Source organism: Alkalimarinus alittae, assembly GCF_026016465.1.
GTDB lineage: Bacteria > Pseudomonadota > Gammaproteobacteria > Pseudomonadales > Oleiphilaceae > Alkalimarinus > Alkalimarinus alittae.
In genome coordinates this window covers 712,720-730,153 of sequence record NZ_CP100390.1, presented here as the reverse complement: position 1 = coordinate 730,153, position 17,434 = coordinate 712,720, and the positions used below count along the sequence as shown (strand labels likewise).

Genomic DNA, 17,434 nt, shown 5'->3' with positions numbered 1-17,434 from the left:
GATACTGAGAGAAAGCAACTATCCATAGAGTTGCTTTTTCTTACGTTGCACAACCTCATCATCGGTAGCATCCCAATCCTTCATTAATAAGACATTTTCTACGGGTTTAACGTCATCTGATGGCTGATCACCCTTTTCATGGGTATCTTCTTGGGCTTCAAGTAATTGTCTATTTTCACTAATGAGCGCTACACATTCCTGTACGCCCAGCTCAGCTCTCTCAACCCCCGTGTGCTTTTTAAACTCACTCATTTCATTATTGAGATGATGGATGGCTAATCTAAACTCACCTTCATTTGAGGCCTTTTGACTTTGAGCACGATAAAAATCTGTTAAGCATTGCACCGAAAACCAATTAGCTTGGTTTAAAACCTCCATTGCTAGCGCTTTTTCAATTGCGTTAACTCGAAACTGGATTTCAACAAATCGACTAAAATCAGATAAATTGATTTGTGCATCACGCGCTTCAATCGCCGAGTTAATAACCGTTGAGGCTGGTTTGATATAATGTTCTTGTAACGCATCATACATCGTTTGGTTACGTAACAACTTTGTCATTACCAACTGGCTAGTGGGGATCTCTTTTTTTAGCTTATTCAAAAAGAAAATAGCCCGTTCTAACAATAATAATTTAGACTCTCGCGTTAAGTATTGATTCGGTATTTGATGTAAAAAACGCTGGGTAAGACGATAGGCGTGCGTCAGCTGTGCGACTCGACGCATTTTTTCTACTTGTGCATCCTGATAGCGCTTATATAGGTGTAACCCCATAGGCACGATCAGACAAAATAATAATAAGATTCCACCAACACTTAGCGTAGACATATAGTAAACAGCAAGCCTCTATTCGCAGGAACAATGGAGAATAAATGTGCTTACAGCTTAACGTATTTAATTTTCCCATCTACACCAAAACAGCTACAGTTTGTCACTGTTTGTTATTTTGATCGCGCAGCTTTACATGGTCATAAATAGCCGTTACATTTTCAAACCGAAGAATCAGGGTGTGTACCGCATTGGTGTAGGTGTCATGAAGGTGGTACTTGAAACGAGCCTGATTTTCACCTTTAAGGTATTCATCAAACTCTCGACTTAGCGCTCTAACATCGCCACTATCTTCTTTGCTCCATGTCGCGTTAAAGGGGCCCAAAACTGCACCGCCATTAAGGCAAATAGTCACTTCGTGATTGGTAAGCGCATCTTCTGATAGTTGCATAATAGCCTCCTAATCAAACTCACTTATAAATAAGGTACTGATCTAAAGTGTAGTCCAAAGCAAGAGGAGAAATTAATAACCCGGTGTATGTGCATCAATAATTGATGCTATTTCACCTTTTGAACGCATATCTGCGATTTGTCGATTAAAAGTCTTTAATATGTTGCTACCATTTTTATTATATAGGCTCACGGTTATATGAAGCCCTTTTTCGGACAGTGGGTTAGGCAATATTTCTATCTCTTTCAATTTGCTGGGCATATAACTGTGCAGCTCATGCGTGATAACGTTCACATCACCTAACGCAAGATCGGCCCGTCCCTCTAACAAGGTTAGCAATATCTGTATCACATGATTACTTTTAACTTGGTATATGCCAGGGTAAGTCTCAAACTCATCCCCATAGGCGTAGTTATGTACTGTCGCGATCATTAAACCTTCTAAGTCTGCAAGGGATTGGTACGTTATGCCGCTCCCTTTCCGCTTCACAAAGTTAAGTCGATTAGTCATAAACGCATCACTATAGCTATGAAATCGAGCGCGTTCATCAGAGTACCAATATCCCAAAATCACGTCATACACACCCGACTCTACGCCTTCTCTGACATCATCCCAAGAAGCCAGTATCACCACGCTAGTTTCTACACCCGCTTGGCTAAACGCCTGGGTAACGATATCAACCGCCATCCCTTTTTTAGGGAGGTCTTTACCTATGTAAGGCGGCCAACTGGCAGTAGCGAGCTTAAGTGGCTCTGCTGACGCGGCGGGCGTTAACAACAGGCACGCACTGGCTAGAAGCCATGAGCACCATAAACCTGCCCCTCTCTTGGTCACACCTAATCTATTACGTTTGCTTTTGATATTGTTTAGAATCTGCATTTTCACTCCTTATTGAAAAGTCAAAACGGTGACTTTCTATATGATCAACGCAGCGCTGAACAATTCGATCGGGGTTTGGGAATAATTTTGCATCCCCAATCAAGCCAAACTGAACCTGTCCTGCATAACTGATAATACTCAGCCCTAAACCAACACCCCCGGTCTGAGGAACCCAAAACATCTGCTCTTTTATTTTTGCTCCTGCAAAATAACGAGACTCTTTAGCACCCGGAACGTTAGACATTACCGCACTGGTTTTTTTAGCGAAAATATCCATCAGGGGCTTTTGAACTTGCTTCGGCATCAAGCCTGCGGCAAACAATAGCCCAAATGAAACCCCAGGCTGAAACGACTTTTTTAACGCGATCATGTCGTGCTTAAGCTTGTAGACTCTCTCGATAGGGTTTGCTATCCCCACAGGAAGTGGCACAAAAACAGTACCAAAATAGTTGCCTAGTGTATTATGTTCAGAAGCACTTGTTGCTGGGCGAATGTTTACAGGGACGGTAACATGTACGGTATGCCCTTCAACATCATCACCGGACTCCTGCATTTTTTCTCGAAGCGCGCCAGCAACACAAGACATCAACAGGTCATTAATTTTACAACCTAAGCCATTCGCCACATCCTTAATATAATCCAGCGAAACAGGCTCAGACCAAGCACATTTTTTTCTGGCACCCAACGGACCTTTAAGCGATGTTTCAGGGTCAGGCGGTAACAGGGCTAGCTTGCCGACCTCTGATACCATCTTTAAGCAATCATTAGCATATGCCTTTACAACATCAGGATCTCTAAGAAGATGAACACCCTCTTCAGACGCTTTTAGCCCCACTCGGGTATATTTCTCAACCCAATTAACGGCGTTATCAATAAATTGCTGGTAAAGCGGCCACGGATAAATATCGTCGGGGCCCGCTGATTCTTGAGAACGTTCTTGCCCTTCTTGTCCAGTCTCGGTTTCTTTTTGGCTAGAGGCTGTTTGCTTAAACACCTCTTTATCAGATAAAGGAGCTGTATCAGATGCATTAGTACTTTCGCGGCCTAACGTATCCGCACTAGTGACACTCACATCTCCGCCAGTAAAAGGCTTAATATTAGGGCTGCTATCAGTAATTGAGTTAAACACAGAGACTAATGAGATACCGTCAGCGTAGCAATGATGCACTCGCAAAATGGCAGCAACACCATCAATATAGTTTTCAACAAAGTGGATCTGCCATAAAGGCTTTGAAGGATCAAACGCAACGGTTAACTGATCTGCCAAATAAGCTTGTAGTGCGGCTTTATCCGCACGACCGGTTAAAGCCACTTTATGCACATGATTGTCTATGTCAAAATACGGGTCTAACTCCCAGAAATACTGCCCTGCGTGACATACTGGGTGCTTTTTAAATCGGCTAAATGCGAGAAATCGATTTCGTACTGTCGTTTTAAACTCGTCGAAATCAAGTTTATCGATTATCAACATCGAATTAATAATCATTAAATTAGTCGGCGTGTCCATTCTCAACCAAGCAATATCAACGCCGCTTATCGGTTCGCTAGCTTCAGTGCTCATACCGAACTCCTTGTTATTATTCGCTACAAGTATAAACGATTCCCTTGCCAAATATAGGGTTCTAAGTGCAGTTTCATACTTATGGATTGCAATATGAACCTTTACAACTAACAGTTCAACCCTACTCAAGCTGTTTAAATTATGTGCAAGTTTTCAGTAACAAAAAATAACACAACTGTGCAATTTACTGCCCTATAATAATTTCATAGTGTTATGCCGTACTGTTAATGTCTATCCACAAGCACTAAAGCCATTAAAGTGTTACAGCTATCACAAAGTCGTGTTAGAGCCGCTATTCTTATACTAAAGTAATATAAATTAAGGTAGCTTCAATTTAACAGGGCGACTAGAGTATTATGATAATGAGGTATAAATAGTCCTCATTATGGTATAAAACCAACAATAATAAAGAAGTAGCAGATTCGTATTAGCCTAACAGCAAGGGCAAGTAACTACGTTATATGTTGTACAGTCTGTTATCTGAAATTGGGGGAGTAAGCGTATGAAGGCAATTCATGCCCGAAAGCTAATAAAGTCCATAGATCAAACCTATACAGAAATGTTTTCTGGCAAGGTTTACACGGTTGGCAAAGGCGCTGTTTCTATTCGAAACCACAGCGGAAAGGCCGAAAATACCGTTATTGGCGTTCATGGTTTTCTTGAAAACCACTGTTACTTTACCCAATCTTATCAAGATGCAACCACTGAACTCATATTGCTCACCTGCAGTAATTATCACATACCTGTTAGCGGACCATCACCTGAGCCGGCGCCTTGGGAAGTGCCTATAAAGTCACTTGAGGGGACCATCCAGTATGATGCCAAAATTCTGAATCAAGCGATGGAGAACTTACCTACAACTGAAAATGTCAGAGTTCATGGCCATTCACGTGGCGGAGCGGTCGTACTAGAGGCGATTAGACAGCGCCCAGAGCTCTATACTCATGCCGATATCGTATTAGAAGCCTCAGTATTACCACAAGGACAACTACACCCGCTAGTCACAGCACTACTTGAACCTGTGAGTCATGGCATGTGGCCTTGGGTTATACGTTTTATTAACAGTACGCCATCATCCTCATACGGCCAAAGCTTCTTCGGTAAAATGAACGGCCGTAAAAAACAGCTACTTAACAAGCTGTTTACAGCAACCAAAGATCATTTAACCATTGTGCGTAATATTGAAGACATTATGACATGGATGGAAAAAACATCATTTGAGGTTTATGACCATATTACTCATGGCACATTCCTGATTCCGAAAGTAGACAGAATCCTTGACCGTTCTGCGATGCTGTCTAGCGCTGAAAATAGCCCGAACTCGGTTAGGATTATCGAAACAGATGCCTCTAGCCATTTTATTACACTTGATAACCAAAAATGGCTGCCTACGCTTGACGGCTCATCAGAGCCCCGGTTACAAATAGCACAATAACCCTCAAACGCCGACTGGCGGGGCAAATAAAAAGCCCCGCCCGTTTAAATTTGAATAGTTTTACTCTAATTCCTCAAGAAATTTCCTTTATCCACTCTCCTGAATATTCATCAATAGTGTAGAATACGCGCTTCATATTCTAGCCTGCATCTATTAAAGGCTCTGTCTATTCAGGGAACGTCGATGTCTAAGGAAAAGCTAATACACACCAAAGTCAAAAGCGATAATGCTGAAAGACTCAGACAGCTGTTACTCGATTATCATAATTTTCGCTATCGCGACGACCTCTCACTTGACCCCTATATGGCCAAACTCAGCCAGTGGCAAGCCGATCGTTTAAAGGTTACACATCAAGACCTATATCAAGCACCACGCTATCACGAAGGCTTAACGTTTTTACTAAAAGATTTGTACGCACCGAAAGAGTTTACTCAGAGGGATGACGATCTTGAGCGCATATTTCCCGTTGCCGTAAAACTATTGCCCGATAATCTTATTTACACCATCGGTTTACTGGTCGAGCTTAACTTGCTCACACAACAACTCGATATGGCATTAGCAGACGTACTTTTCAACCAACTTAAGGTTAGTGATATTTCTGAAGCATCTTATTGTGAAGCATACCGTCTGTGCAATAACAAATCTCAACGTTTGCACCAAACTCAGCTAATTGCCAACATAGGCAATGACCTCGACGTTTACGTGCGCAGTCGTTTAGTACGCTTCACCCTAAAAATGACTCGATCTCCCGCTGAAATGGCAGGATTAGGCAACCTCCACAGTTTTTTAAGACGAGGTTTTAGTGCATTTCAAGAAATGAATGGGGTTGATGAGCTCCTGACCGTTATCATCAGCAGAGAAAGCGCTATTCTTGAGTCAATCTACAACAATGAAAATACCCCATTCAGTAACCCAACGTCAGAGGCCGTACATCAGGCGAGTACACTCGTTAACAGTCGTCAGGCTTCATAAACAAACAATAACCGATTACAGGATACCCCATGAACGAGCGCGTCACTTTAGAGATTATTGATAACATAGCTGTTGTCACCATGAACCGCCCAGATAAGCTCAATGCTCTTGATATGGCGATGTTTGATGGCCTTGCTAAAACAGCCAAAAAACTCGCAAAGAATCGTGATATTAGAGCGGTTATTTTGCGCGGCGAAGGCAATGCCTTTTGCTCTGGCCTCGATGTCAAAAGCCTCATGAAAAACCCTCTTGGGGCCGCAAAACTGCTCATCAAACCTGGACGTAAAATATCAAACCTTGCCCAAGATGTAGGCTACCTTTGGCGTCAGGTTCCCGTTCCTGTTATTGCCGTTACTCATGGCAAGTGTTGGGGAGGTGGTTTTCAAATTGCACTGGGGGCTGACTTCCGCTACACCACGCCCGATTGTGAATTTTCTATCATGGAAATGAAGTGGGGTCTCATACCCGATATGAGCGGCAGCATTACGTTGAGAGAATTAATCTCGATTGATTTAGCCAAAGAGCTCACCATGACCGCACGTATATTTGAGGGTAACGAAGCAAAAACCATGGGACTGGTAAGCAAAGTGTCTGACACGCCATTTGATGACGCTATCGCCTTCGCTAAAGAGCTCTCTCAACGATCGCCCGATGCCATTGCCAATGCCAAAAAGCTATTTAATAACACTTGGACAGCAACAGAGAAAGTAGCACTTTGGTGGGAAACAAAATTACAGAAGCAACTTTTGGGTCGCTGGAATCAACGAGCAGCCATCAGCCAGAATAACCCAAAAGAAAAAAACCCAATGACCTTTAAAAAGCGCGCGAAGTAATCGCAATTTAAACATTATCTATGGGAGGGTTATCCCTCCCTATTCGTCCGGCTATAGCCAGTTCAGGATGCCGATTTTAAATAGTCCATATTACGACTAACAACCCTTGAACACATTTGGATATAGTCAACCACCACCTCTCGCTCATTGGTGTCGTGCCAGCTGTCAGCAAAATCACTCCCTCGTTCGAAGCTGATCGCTAACGAACGAACGTCATCCTCTTCTCGGTCTAATACTTTTGCGGCAAGTCGATTACCCGTAGAGCTCAAATCAGAACGGCCGACTAAGGTTCCATAAGCATTAAAAAAGCCACCACACTCAGCCAGTAAAATAGTATCTTCCACTGATGCGTATTCCTCAGCAACAACCAAAGAAGACATTCCCAGTAAAGCAACACCTGCTATTAACGCGCTTATACGTTGATTATGTTTCACTCGACACCCCCAACTTGTTCATTACCATGTATTAAATTGACCAAGCGAAAGCATAAGAATGATCATTTCATAGACAAGTTTAGGAACATACGGCCAATAACACCGTTAATAAACGTAAATTTTAGTATCGCGTTAGTAAACAAAGAGACGTAAAAGTATGCTTGGAGGAGAAAACAGTCGTATAACGACCGCTCGCTTGATCAGGAGCGGTCGTTATCATTGGGTCGTGGTTGGGCTGATGCCCATTTACCAGTACGCGTTAGTAGCGGTATTCGCCCGACTCGATATCTTTCTGAATATCGGCGGTTAATGGCACATAAGAGTCAGCTTTTGGTAACCAAACATAAACAGGGTTTTCTTGCTTTGAAAGGTCAAATCCCGCTTCCTTTAATGGTGCTTTTTTATGCTTAAACGTACCCGTGGTTTCCATCCCTTGGCTTAGTCTTAAAAACACAGGCACAGCATAATGAGGTAGCTCTTGCTGTAAATGCTTAAGCAACGACTTAAAGTCAAATTCGGACTCTTCACATTCTAAACGAATGGAAGCCATTCCCGCTCGACCGTTAGTCTCAGGAATTTCCACGCCATAAACCACCGTTTCGCTCACATGGTTACAGCTATCAACAATATGCTCTACCTCTGTGGTAGACACGTTCTCGCCTTTCCATCTAAACGTATCGCCCAAGCGATCTACAAACTGAGCATGTTTAAATCCGAGGTCACGCATTAGATCGCCGGTATTAAACCAAGCATCCCCTTTTTTGAAAACATCCCGTAAAATACACTCTTCTGTTTTCTTTGGGTCTGTATAGCCATGAAAAGGCGTCTTCTCTGTGATTTCACCCACCAACAAGCCTGCTTCACCTTTCTTAACTTTACGCATAAAGCCATTATTATCTCTAACGGGGGCTTCAGCTTCTTTGTCATACTCAACAATGGCATACGGGAAAGGTGAAATACCAACGGTGTTATCGAAATTTAAAACGTTGGTAAAACCAATATTACCTTCACTTGATGCGTAAAGCTCCATCACCCGCTCAATACCGAAGCGCTCTTTAAATGCCTTCCAAATACTCGGACGAAGACCGTTCCCCACGATAACGCGAATATTATTATCAAGATCACTTGCTTTTGCAGGCTGGTCCATCAAGTAACGACATAACTCGCCAACATAACCAAAAGCTGTCGCATCATAACGACGAACGTCATCCCAAAATCGACTAGCACTGAATTTACGCGCAATAATTAGCCCTGACTTACCTGCTAACGTTGACCCCCAGCAAACAGCCATCGCCGTCGCATGATAAAAAGGAAGCGTGACGTAAATGCGGTCAGTCGTATTCAAACGCAGTGCGCCATAACCAAACGCACCGTAAGCCTTCATGAAGCGGCCATGATTAAAAATAACCGCTTTAGGTAAGCCGGTTGTACCGGATGTATAAATATAAAAACAAGGATCTTCACTAAACACCTGCTGTGTTTCTGGCAGGTTGCTCTCAGAAAATCCATGCGTTTCGGTCGCTAGGTTCAACCAACCTTCTGGCGCTGCTCCAGGGTCTTTTAATGTATCTTGGTCAGCAAGGAAGTAATGCCCTTCTGCAGACACCACTAAATCGCTTTTCACCTCATCAAATGCTTCAACCAGCTCTTCACCAACAATGGCAGCTTTAGGTCCAACAAGGTTAATACTATGTGTTAATACTTTTCCTCTCTGAGAGGTGTTAATCAGGGCGTTTATCGCACCAATTTTTGCGCAAGCAGCAACACAAGCAAATAGTTCAGGTCTATTTTCAATCAGGATAGCGACGGTATCGCCTTTTTTAACCCCTTTTTTCAATAGATAGTGTGCAATGCGATTAGCCCAAGCGTTGTACTCACTGTAAGTAATATACGTATCTTGATAAATCAACGCATTACCATGAGGGTTTTCTTTAACCGCCTCTTCAATACAAATCCCCAAGCCAACAGGCTTAGTTTTATCGGTATTATTCCCTAGTTTCACACCCTTAATAGTGCTAGGTAAATTAGCTAGCAAACCCGGTATCCGCGAAAGGAATTGAGGTAGGGTTATTACATCTGAGTGACTCATAACATCTCCGTTCTTTAATTATTATCAGAGGGGTGTAGTCCATCCCTGTTATTCCGATTGAGAATAGTAATTAATCATCGTCATAGCAATGGCTGTTATGACCTGAGTAATCGGTCTCACCGGCAATTTTTTATTTTAAATTACTTACCCTAAACGTTATTTACCTTCTTCTAACATTCCATCCAAATGGCTATGGATCTCTTGCTCAATACGCCCTTTAAAAGGCCGTAGCAAAAACCCTAATTCCATTTTGATATGAATCACTGTCGGCTCTACTGTCAGCTTACCTTTAGCTCCACTGCGCTTGAAAGTCAGCGTATCACCATCCCAAGAATAAGACACATCAAACCGCTCAGATAAACGCTTTGCAAGGTCTTCTGCTGTTGCGATCGCATCGCCGTGATTAAGGGTGTGGTGACGGGTGATATCAATAACAGACATATAGCTCCTTCGATCTAAAACTTTATAATAAGTCTTTATATTAAGTGTTAAGCAAAACATTGCATCAATTTGTAGCCCGAAGCGCCCGCTAGGGTCAGCTACTTGAATGCTATAAAGGCAATACTATACCCAACATAAATAAAATTCTGCGATATTGTATTCCAAAATTGACATAAAAAAAGACATTGCTTGAATGTATCGTTAGAATATACCCCAATTAATAACTTTGATGATGAGAACGCCAACAGAGGCCCTAATGTCTAATACCCCGGTACCTGAAACCCCAGTACTTGATACAACTTCATCTGAATCCCCTGTACCTGAAGCATCTCCATCGACTCAAACTAAGGCTAGTAGCAGTACTCACTTTGGCTATCAGCAGGTAAAAACAGAAGATAAAGTGAACCACGTAGCAGAGGTTTTTCATTCAGTCGCCAGTAAATATGACATGATGAATGACCTTATGTCGATGGGCATTCATCGCCTATGGAAACGCTTTACCATTGAACTCAGTGGCGTTAGAAAAGGCCATAAAGTACTCGATTTAGCCGGAGGTACCGGCGATCTAACAATGAAGTTTTCTGATATCGTTGGCGCTGAAGGTACTGTTGTTTTAGCGGATATTAACGATTCAATGCTCAAAGTTGGCCGTGACCGCCTAATGGATAAAGGCTACTCGTCTAATATCGAAGTGGTTCAGGCTAACGCTGAAGAACTGCCGTTTCCTGACAATTTCTTTAACTGCGTCACTATCGCGTTTGGGTTAAGAAATGTAACCGATAAAGATAAAGCGCTGCGCTCTATCACTCGCGTATTGAAGCCGGGTGGAAAGCTGTTAGTTTTGGAGTTTTCAAAACCTGAAAATCCGCTCTTAACTAAAGCGTATGATCTCTACTCGTTCACCGCCCTCCCGGTAATGGGCAAGCTAATTGCCGGTGACTCTGAGAGCTATAAGTATTTGGCAGAGTCTATCCGTATGCACCCTGACCAAGAAACCCTTAAAGGGATGATGGAAAACGCAGGTTTGGTTAATTGTCGCTACCACAACATGACCGGCGGCATCGTTGCTTTGCACACTGGGGTTAAGCCTTAGCATGCGGATCGACCCTTCACTCGTTACTGCGGCCGTTGCTTCGGCAGAGGTTCTCGTTAATAAAACATTAGCGCTAGACTCTGCTGCCTTACAGAAAGTCGCAGACCTAGAGGGCGCGATTGTTAAGATAGCGCTGACACCTCTTGATTTATCTTTCACGCTTCAAGCTTGCAGCAGTCGCTTAGTGGTATCAGCCAACCCTGAAAAATTCACCGACGAAGAAATCGATGTCACTATCGAAGGCTCACCCTTTTCGTTATCTCGCTTAGTATTCGAAGACGATAAGAATAGCTTGATTCGTTCGGGTGACATTAAACTTTTAGGCGACGCCGAAATAGCGCAGAAGTTTCAATCAATGTTATCAGGATTAAATATAGATTGGGAAAGCGCTCTAGCGGATATTATTGGTGATATACCTGCACATTTTATCGGACAGAAAATTCGCCAAGGCACCTCTTGGAGTAAACAAACTCACCAAAGTTTAACCGCCAATATCGAAGAACATTTGCACGAAGAAAGTCGTTTACTGCCTAACCGCATTGAACTTCAAGAGCAGTTTTCAGAAATTGACCGCCTTCGCCTCTCAACAGAGAGGCTCGCCGCTCGGTTAGCAAAACTGACTTAGCAGCAAACATTATCAACTGACCTGTATCGTCAAACACCAACAAATGAGTAGCCTGTGTCACGCATTCAACGACTAATAAAAATTATCTGGGTTATTGGCAAATATCGGCTTGATGAATTTTTGCCCCTCACGCATTTACCTCTCCCCCTACGACTGCTATTCATGCTCGCCCCATGGCGCTTATTTCCAAAGCCCGAACTACCCCGTGGTGCACGAATTAGATACGCACTCGAAGAGTTAGGCCCAATATTTATTAAGTTCGGACAAATACTATCGACTCGCCGAGACCTATTACCAGACGATATCGCCATCGAATTAAAGTCGTTGCAAGACAATGTTGCCCCCTTCCCCGGTGAGACCGCGCAAATGATCGTTGAGCAAGCGCTAAAGCAATCTACCGACGATATATTTTTATCCTTTGATATCAAGCCGCTGGCATCTGCGTCTATCGCTCAGGTTCATGCCGCACAACTACAAGACGGCACAGAGGTCGTGGTCAAGGTCATTCGTCCCGGCATCACTCGCGTTATTCATCAAGATATCGCCCTCATGTATGTTGTTGCAGGGCTCGCAGAAAAATACTGGGAAGATGGTAAAAGGCTTCACCCTGTCGAGATTGTCAGTGATTATGAAAAAACTATATTTGACGAACTAGATTTGCAGCGAGAAGCCGCGAATGCCTCCCAGTTGCGCCGCAACTTTGAAAATTCCAGCCTGATCTATATGCCAGAGATATTCTGGGATTACACCAATACCGATGTATTGGTTATGGAGAGAGTCTACGGGGTGCCAGTGGCCGATATTGATACACTCAACGCTCACGGCACTAACCTCAAAAAGTTAGCCGAAAAAGGCGTCGATATCTTTTTTACTCAGGTATTTCGCGACAGTTTTTTTCATGCTGACATGCACCCTGGCAATATTTTCGTTAACGTAGACAACCCAGAAGACCCTCAGTATATCGCTATCGACTTTGGCATTGTCGGCAGTTTAACCCCTGACGATCAAAGCTATCTGGCTCGCAACTTATTGGCCTTTTTTAATCGAGACTATAGGCAAGTCGCTGAACTGCATATCTCCTCTGGGTGGGTACCCGAAGACACACCCGTTAACGAGTTTGAATCAGCCATAAGAACCGTGTGCGAACCGATTTTTGAAAAGCCTTTAAAAGACATTTCGTTTGGCCAGGTGTTATTAAGACTATTCCAGACCGCTCGCCGTTTTAATATGGAAGTACAGCCACAGCTTGTGCTACTCCAAAAAACATTGCTCAATATCGAAGGACTAGGCAGGCAGCTTTACCCTGATTTAGATTTATGGACCACCGCGCAGCCCTTTTTAGAAGATTGGATGAAGCAACGCGTGGGTCCACCAGGGCTTTGGAAAAATATCAAGCAGCATATTCCAAGCTGGTTAGAGCAAAGCCCCGAAATCCCTCAGATGGTTTATGATGCTATTAATCAAGTTAAAAACCTTGATAACTTTAGTCATAACCAAGAACGTAGCATCAAAGCACTTAAACAAGAAATGCATAGAAGACAGGGCATCAACAAAGACTATATGTTTGCAGCATTGGCATTTGGCGCTGCGGTATTAAGTCAAAACGCTGAAGCAGTTGATTGGCTACGAGACTTACCAGGACAAAGCTGGTTATTGGCTGGCATTGGATTATATTTCCTAATCAAGCGAAAATAGAAACATGACTGAAAAACAGCTCAACACCTCGACATGGTTAGACAAAATAAAGTGGACCGAAGACGGCTTAGTGCCGGCTATTGCGCAAGATTACAAAACCGGCGAAATATTAATGATGGCTTGGATGAATCGTGATTCACTCAGTCTAACCGTTGCAGAAAAACGTGCGATCTACTGGTCTCGCTCACGGCAGTCACTATGGCGTAAAGGCGAGTCTTCAGGGCATGTTCAGCAACTACATGATATAAGACTCGATTGTGATGCCGATGTTATCTTGCTTAAAGTTGAGCAACTCGGTGATATCGCCTGCCACACAGGTCGCCGCAGTTGTTTTTATCAACAACTTAACGATAACGAATGGCAAGCCGTTGAACCCGTATTGAAAGACCCAGAAGATATTTATAAGCCTTAAAGTAGATAACTCAGCGAAACCACAAGCTACTCAGGCCCGCCCTGAGATACACGACTCTGGATTTTCGGGACTGCATTAACCAAACATCTACAACACTAGCAATTTACGGAATTTAAAGAATGACAGACGTACTGAAAGAACTGGCAAAAGTACTAGAACAGCGCAAACAAGCAGATGCTGATAGTTCTTACGTTTCCAGTCTTCATAAAAAAGGGCTTAATAAAATCCTTGAGAAGGTAGGCGAAGAATGTACCGAAACCATACTCGCGGCTAAAGATGCTGAGCGCTCAGGTGATACAACTGACCTCGTCTATGAAACAGCCGATTTATGGTTTCACAGTTTAGTGATGCTATCTCACCTAGATGTGGGACCAGACGCTATCTTAGCTGAACTTGAACGCAGGTTTGACCTTTCAGGCTTAGAAGAAAAAGCAGCTAGGGGCGATAAGTAACTCACTTTTTTGTCGTATTAGTCGGTACCTAAAGACCTCGCTTGACGGAGGTCATAACGATCCCCTCTTTTCTACGGCAAAATGGCGACGCTTAAGGTACACCAATAACGCTTGAATACTGAACCAGCCGTGATAAAAAAGCTTTTTAGTGAGTCAATTGGTGTACAATAAAACTACTTATAATCCGCGAGAGAAGCGACCTATAGCCTTCAGCGGATCTAGAAAATTGATTGTTTAGGAGAGTAACCTGATGGGCGGCATTAGTATTTGGCAACTGGTAATCGTTTTAGTCATTGTGGTATTACTGTTTGGCACAAAAAAGCTTCGTAATATGGGGTCAGACCTTGGTGGCGCTGTTAAAGGGTTTAAGAAAGCCGTTACTGACGAAGAGAAAAACAAGCCACTTGAAAAAGAGTCTGGCGAAGTGATTGATGCAAAAGCAGAAAAGGTTGAAGAAGAGAAGCCTAAAAGCTAACGCCCATTTTACTCGAGCATCACTATGTTTGATATTGGTTTTCTTGAATTAGTCCTGATAGCCGTACTTGCGCTCCTTGTTTTGGGCCCTGAGCGTTTACCTCATGCCGCCAGAACTGCTGGTAAATGGGTGGGCAAAGCAAAGCGCATGGCGAGCAATTTGACCGAAGAGGTCGATCGGCAACTCAAAGCTGAAGAGCTTCGAGAGCGCATTAAAGACGCCGGTGACGATATCAAGGTTGAAGAAGTTCAAAAAACCATTCGAGAAGCTCTCGATAGAGCTGAAGACTTCAAACACATGGTCAACAAAGACATATCTGCTGAACAGCTCGATATTGCGCCAGTGACAACACCTGTGCAGGCAGCGCCCTCAGATGCTGAAAATACAGGTAAGGCTTCGACCTTAAAAAATTCTTAATTGATTAACTAGAAGACCCTGAAGTAAATGACCAATTCGTCATCTCCTAATACCGGCAAGCAAACACCTCCAAACGAGCCCTCTAACACGGCAAGTGGAACGAACGTGGAGCAACAGCAGCCGCTGATCCAACACTTGATCGAGCTCAGAGATCGTATCCTTCGCTCTGTTCTCGTGGTGCTTGCTGTATTTTTAGGCCTCTATTACTTCGCAAATGATTTTTACCTCGTCATTTCTGAACCACTTCGAGTCTATTTGCCTGAAGGCACCTCGATGATTGCAACTGACGTAGCATCACCTTTTTTAACGCCGTTCAAGCTCACGCTAGTCATGGCCATTTTTCTTTCGATGCCCTTTATCCTGTTTCAATTTTGGCGTTTTGTTGCTCCCGCACTGTATAAACACGAAAAGCAGTTAGCGATCCCCCTGCTTATATCTAGCGTAATGCTGTTTTACATGGGCGTTCTATTTGCCTATTACGTTGTATTCCCTCTGGTGTTCGGTTTCTTTACTAGCGCCGGCCCAGAAGGCGTGACGGTTATGACCGACATTAGTAAATACCTAGACTTTGTCTTAAAGCTATTTTTTGCCTTTGGACTCGCTTTTGAAATCCCTATTGCCACGGTGATTTTAGTGGCAACAGGTGCATCGACCCCCGAAAGTCTCAGCCGAAAACGGCCTTACATCGTGGTGGGCTGCTTTGTGATTGGCATGCTATTAACGCCACCTGACGTGATATCTCAAACACTACTTGCCATCCCCATGTGGCTACTGTTCGAAATTGGCGTGTTTTTTAGCCGAATGGTTGATAAGCGCACACCTCCTGATTACCCAGAAGAGAACGAACAAGGCTAGCCTTTTCGCTAGCCTAACCGCTTCATTATGAATATCGCCCTGCTTTTTGAAGACGACTTTATCGATGACGACACCGCTGTCGTAACCGATCGACGACTCAAGCATTTACAGCAAATTCGAGATATAAAGCTAGGCGACCAGATAGGCGTAGGCCAAGCGGATGGCCTGCTAGGTGATGCGACCGTTGTTGAGCTTGATAGCGAGTCAGCAACATTAAAAATCATCTGGAATAAACAGCCACCCGCCCCACTACCAGTCACCCTCATTATCGCCTTACCTCGCCCTAAAATGGTTAAACGTATCATTCAAACCATTGCCACCATGGGGGTTAAAGAGCTTTATTTTATTAACACTTATAAGGTCGAAAAAAGCTTTTGGCAATCACCTTGGCTAACCGAAGCCAAGTTATTAGAGAATATTATATTAGGCCTCGAGCAAGCCATGGATACGCGGCTACCAAAGATTCACCTCAGAAAACGCTTTAAGCCCTTTGTGGAAGATGAGCTAACGGGCATTTCAAAAGACTCGCTCCGTTTGGTTGCTCACCCGTCTGATAGCCAAGACTGCCCTATTCAGGTAAAACAACAAACAACCCTTGTGATTGGCCCAGAAGGAGGATTTATCCCTTATGAGATCGAAAAACTAGAGGCCTGTGGCTTTACCCCCGTTAGCTTAGGTGATCGTATTCTAAGAACCGAGACTGCAGTCCCTGTTCTTCTTGCTAAACTGTTCTAAACTCCCCCCATGACTATTCGTATCGCCCTAGCCTCAGACTTACACATTGAACTCAGCTATGGCGCTGTTCCCATTCCCGTGCTCCCAACAGATGCTGATGTTATTGTGCTAGCAGGTGATATTACCAATCGCTACCACAAGACCAAGAACCAATTTGACCAGACCTTCGCCGCTTTCAGGCGCCACTTTAAACAACCCATTCTGTTTATACCAGGCAACCATGAGTACTACGGCAGTCACTTTCAAACGCTTAATCAAGAGCTACCTGAAATCTGCGAGCGATATGATATTACATTACTACAAATGGGCTATGCCGACATCAAAGGCGTCCGATTTTTTGGCTGCACGCTATGGAGCGATTTTCTGCTTCATGGCAAAGATGAAATGCCTTGGGCAATACAAGCCGCACAACGGCGGTTAGCAGACTACCGAGCGATCAGTTTCAACGATGAACTCATTCAGTCGGTCGACACTCGGGCACTCTTTAAACAACATTTTAAATGGCTTAATAACGCCCTAAACGAATGCCCACCCACAATGAAAAAAGTGATTTGCACACACTTTGGGCCCGATAAAGAATGTGTCAATCCAGACTATAAGGGAGATGAACTCAACCCTTACTACGTTAATAACCTAAACGACTTTATCACTGAACAACAACCTGACTTATGGCTGTTTGGTCATACACATTTTAATGTCGATTATCTAGTAGGGAAGACCCGCATAGTGTCTAATCAGCTGGGGTATCAGCGTGAACAAACATATTTTAATTCTGAGCTTTGTTTGGAATTAGGGGAATAACGTACGCTGTTATT

General features: G+C 43.5%; 20 protein-coding genes. 13 read left to right on the top strand and 7 right to left on the bottom strand.

The features are described 5' to 3' along the window. Positions 1-18 precede the first annotated feature (18 nt). The 4 genes from NKI27_RS03220 to NKI27_RS03205 all read right to left on the bottom strand — a co-directional run bounded on the left by NKI27_RS03220 (position 19) and on the right by NKI27_RS03205 (position 3,656). Positions 19-825, bottom strand: coding sequence for a hypothetical protein (locus NKI27_RS03220; RefSeq protein WP_265048260.1), 807 nt, complete (start codon positions 823-825; stop codon positions 19-21). Between the two features lie 103 nt (positions 826-928). After that, on the bottom strand, positions 929-1,216 hold the full coding sequence (locus tag NKI27_RS03215) for a hypothetical protein (RefSeq protein WP_265048259.1): 288 nt from the start codon (positions 1,214-1,216) through the stop codon (positions 929-931). A gap of 72 nt (positions 1,217-1,288) precedes the next feature. Further along, a complete protein-coding gene (locus NKI27_RS03210; protein ID WP_265048258.1) occupies positions 1,289-2,095 on the bottom strand; it encodes a substrate-binding periplasmic protein in 807 nt (268 codons plus the stop codon). Then, entirely contained in the window at positions 2,061-3,656 is a 1,596-nt protein-coding gene (locus NKI27_RS03205; protein ID WP_265048257.1) for a WS/DGAT domain-containing protein, read from the bottom strand. Before NKI27_RS03205 ends, NKI27_RS03210 begins: the two co-directional genes overlap by 35 nt. A gap of 502 nt (positions 3,657-4,158) precedes the next feature. Here NKI27_RS03205 and NKI27_RS03200 point away from each other — a divergent pair. The 3 genes from NKI27_RS03200 to NKI27_RS03190 all read left to right on the top strand — a co-directional run bounded on the left by NKI27_RS03200 (position 4,159) and on the right by NKI27_RS03190 (position 6,896). Continuing rightward, positions 4,159-5,091 carry an alpha/beta hydrolase gene (locus NKI27_RS03200; RefSeq protein ID WP_265048256.1) on the top strand — a complete coding sequence of 311 codons (933 nt, stop codon included), beginning with the start codon at positions 4,159-4,161 and terminating at the stop codon, positions 5,089-5,091. A 183-nt stretch (positions 5,092-5,274) separates the two neighbouring features. After that, positions 5,275-6,063 (top strand): FFLEELY motif protein, encoded by a 789-nt coding sequence (locus NKI27_RS03195; protein ID WP_265048255.1) that lies wholly within the window; start codon positions 5,275-5,277, stop codon positions 6,061-6,063. 29 nt (positions 6,064-6,092) lie between these two features. Next, the gene (locus NKI27_RS03190; protein ID WP_265048254.1) at positions 6,093-6,896 is read left to right on the top strand and encodes a crotonase/enoyl-CoA hydratase family protein; all 804 of its coding nucleotides are present in this window, start codon (positions 6,093-6,095) and stop codon (positions 6,894-6,896) included. A gap of 62 nt (positions 6,897-6,958) precedes the next feature. Here NKI27_RS03190 and NKI27_RS03185 read toward each other — a convergent pair whose 3' ends face one another. The 3 genes from NKI27_RS03185 to NKI27_RS03175 form a co-directional block, all read right to left on the bottom strand. Further along, positions 6,959-7,330, bottom strand: coding sequence for a hypothetical protein (locus NKI27_RS03185; protein WP_265048253.1), 372 nt, complete (start codon positions 7,328-7,330; stop codon positions 6,959-6,961). 259 nt (positions 7,331-7,589) lie between these two features. Next, the gene (locus tag NKI27_RS03180; protein WP_265048252.1) at positions 7,590-9,419 is read right to left on the bottom strand and encodes a long-chain-acyl-CoA synthetase; all 1,830 of its coding nucleotides are present in this window, start codon (positions 9,417-9,419) and stop codon (positions 7,590-7,592) included. Between the two features lie 156 nt (positions 9,420-9,575). Then, on the bottom strand, positions 9,576-9,860 hold the full coding sequence (locus NKI27_RS03175; protein ID WP_265048251.1) for a polyhydroxyalkanoic acid system family protein: 285 nt from the start codon (positions 9,858-9,860) through the stop codon (positions 9,576-9,578). A 256-nt stretch (positions 9,861-10,116) separates the two neighbouring features. On the opposite strand from NKI27_RS03175, the gene ubiE reads away from it, so the two are divergent. From ubiE to NKI27_RS03125, 10 genes are all read left to right on the top strand, one after another. Further along, positions 10,117-10,953 (top strand): bifunctional demethylmenaquinone methyltransferase/2-methoxy-6-polyprenyl-1,4-benzoquinol methylase UbiE, encoded by an 837-nt coding sequence (gene ubiE / locus NKI27_RS03170; RefSeq protein ID WP_265048250.1) that lies wholly within the window; start codon positions 10,117-10,119, stop codon positions 10,951-10,953. A gap of 1 nt (position 10,954) precedes the next feature. Next, complete coding sequence (locus tag NKI27_RS03165) at positions 10,955-11,578, top strand: ubiquinone biosynthesis accessory factor UbiJ (RefSeq protein WP_265048249.1); 624 nt, start codon at positions 10,955-10,957, stop codon at positions 11,576-11,578. Between the two features lie 54 nt (positions 11,579-11,632). Further along, entirely contained in the window at positions 11,633-13,273 is a 1,641-nt protein-coding gene (gene ubiB / locus NKI27_RS03160) for a ubiquinone biosynthesis regulatory protein kinase UbiB (protein ID WP_265048248.1), read from the top strand. A gap of 4 nt (positions 13,274-13,277) precedes the next feature. After that, a complete protein-coding gene (gene hisI, locus NKI27_RS03155) occupies positions 13,278-13,685 on the top strand; it encodes a phosphoribosyl-AMP cyclohydrolase (RefSeq protein WP_265048247.1) in 408 nt (135 codons plus the stop codon). A gap of 119 nt (positions 13,686-13,804) precedes the next feature. Continuing rightward, positions 13,805-14,137, top strand: coding sequence for a phosphoribosyl-ATP diphosphatase (locus NKI27_RS03150; RefSeq protein ID WP_265048246.1), 333 nt, complete (start codon positions 13,805-13,807; stop codon positions 14,135-14,137). A gap of 250 nt (positions 14,138-14,387) precedes the next feature. Next, positions 14,388-14,612, top strand: coding sequence for a Sec-independent protein translocase subunit TatA (gene tatA, locus NKI27_RS03145; RefSeq protein WP_265048245.1), 225 nt, complete (start codon positions 14,388-14,390; stop codon positions 14,610-14,612). 24 nt (positions 14,613-14,636) lie between these two features. Next, the gene (tatB, locus tag NKI27_RS03140; RefSeq protein ID WP_265048244.1) at positions 14,637-15,029 is read left to right on the top strand and encodes a Sec-independent protein translocase protein TatB; all 393 of its coding nucleotides are present in this window, start codon (positions 14,637-14,639) and stop codon (positions 15,027-15,029) included. A gap of 105 nt (positions 15,030-15,134) precedes the next feature. Then, entirely contained in the window at positions 15,135-15,884 is a 750-nt protein-coding gene (tatC, locus tag NKI27_RS03135) for a twin-arginine translocase subunit TatC (RefSeq protein ID WP_265049465.1), read from the top strand. A 27-nt stretch (positions 15,885-15,911) separates the two neighbouring features. After that, the gene (locus NKI27_RS03130; RefSeq protein ID WP_265048243.1) at positions 15,912-16,619 is read left to right on the top strand and encodes a 16S rRNA (uracil(1498)-N(3))-methyltransferase; all 708 of its coding nucleotides are present in this window, start codon (positions 15,912-15,914) and stop codon (positions 16,617-16,619) included. 9 nt (positions 16,620-16,628) lie between these two features. Further along, a complete protein-coding gene (locus tag NKI27_RS03125) occupies positions 16,629-17,420 on the top strand; it encodes a metallophosphoesterase (protein ID WP_265048242.1) in 792 nt (263 codons plus the stop codon). The last annotated feature ends 14 nt before the right edge of the window (positions 17,421-17,434 follow it).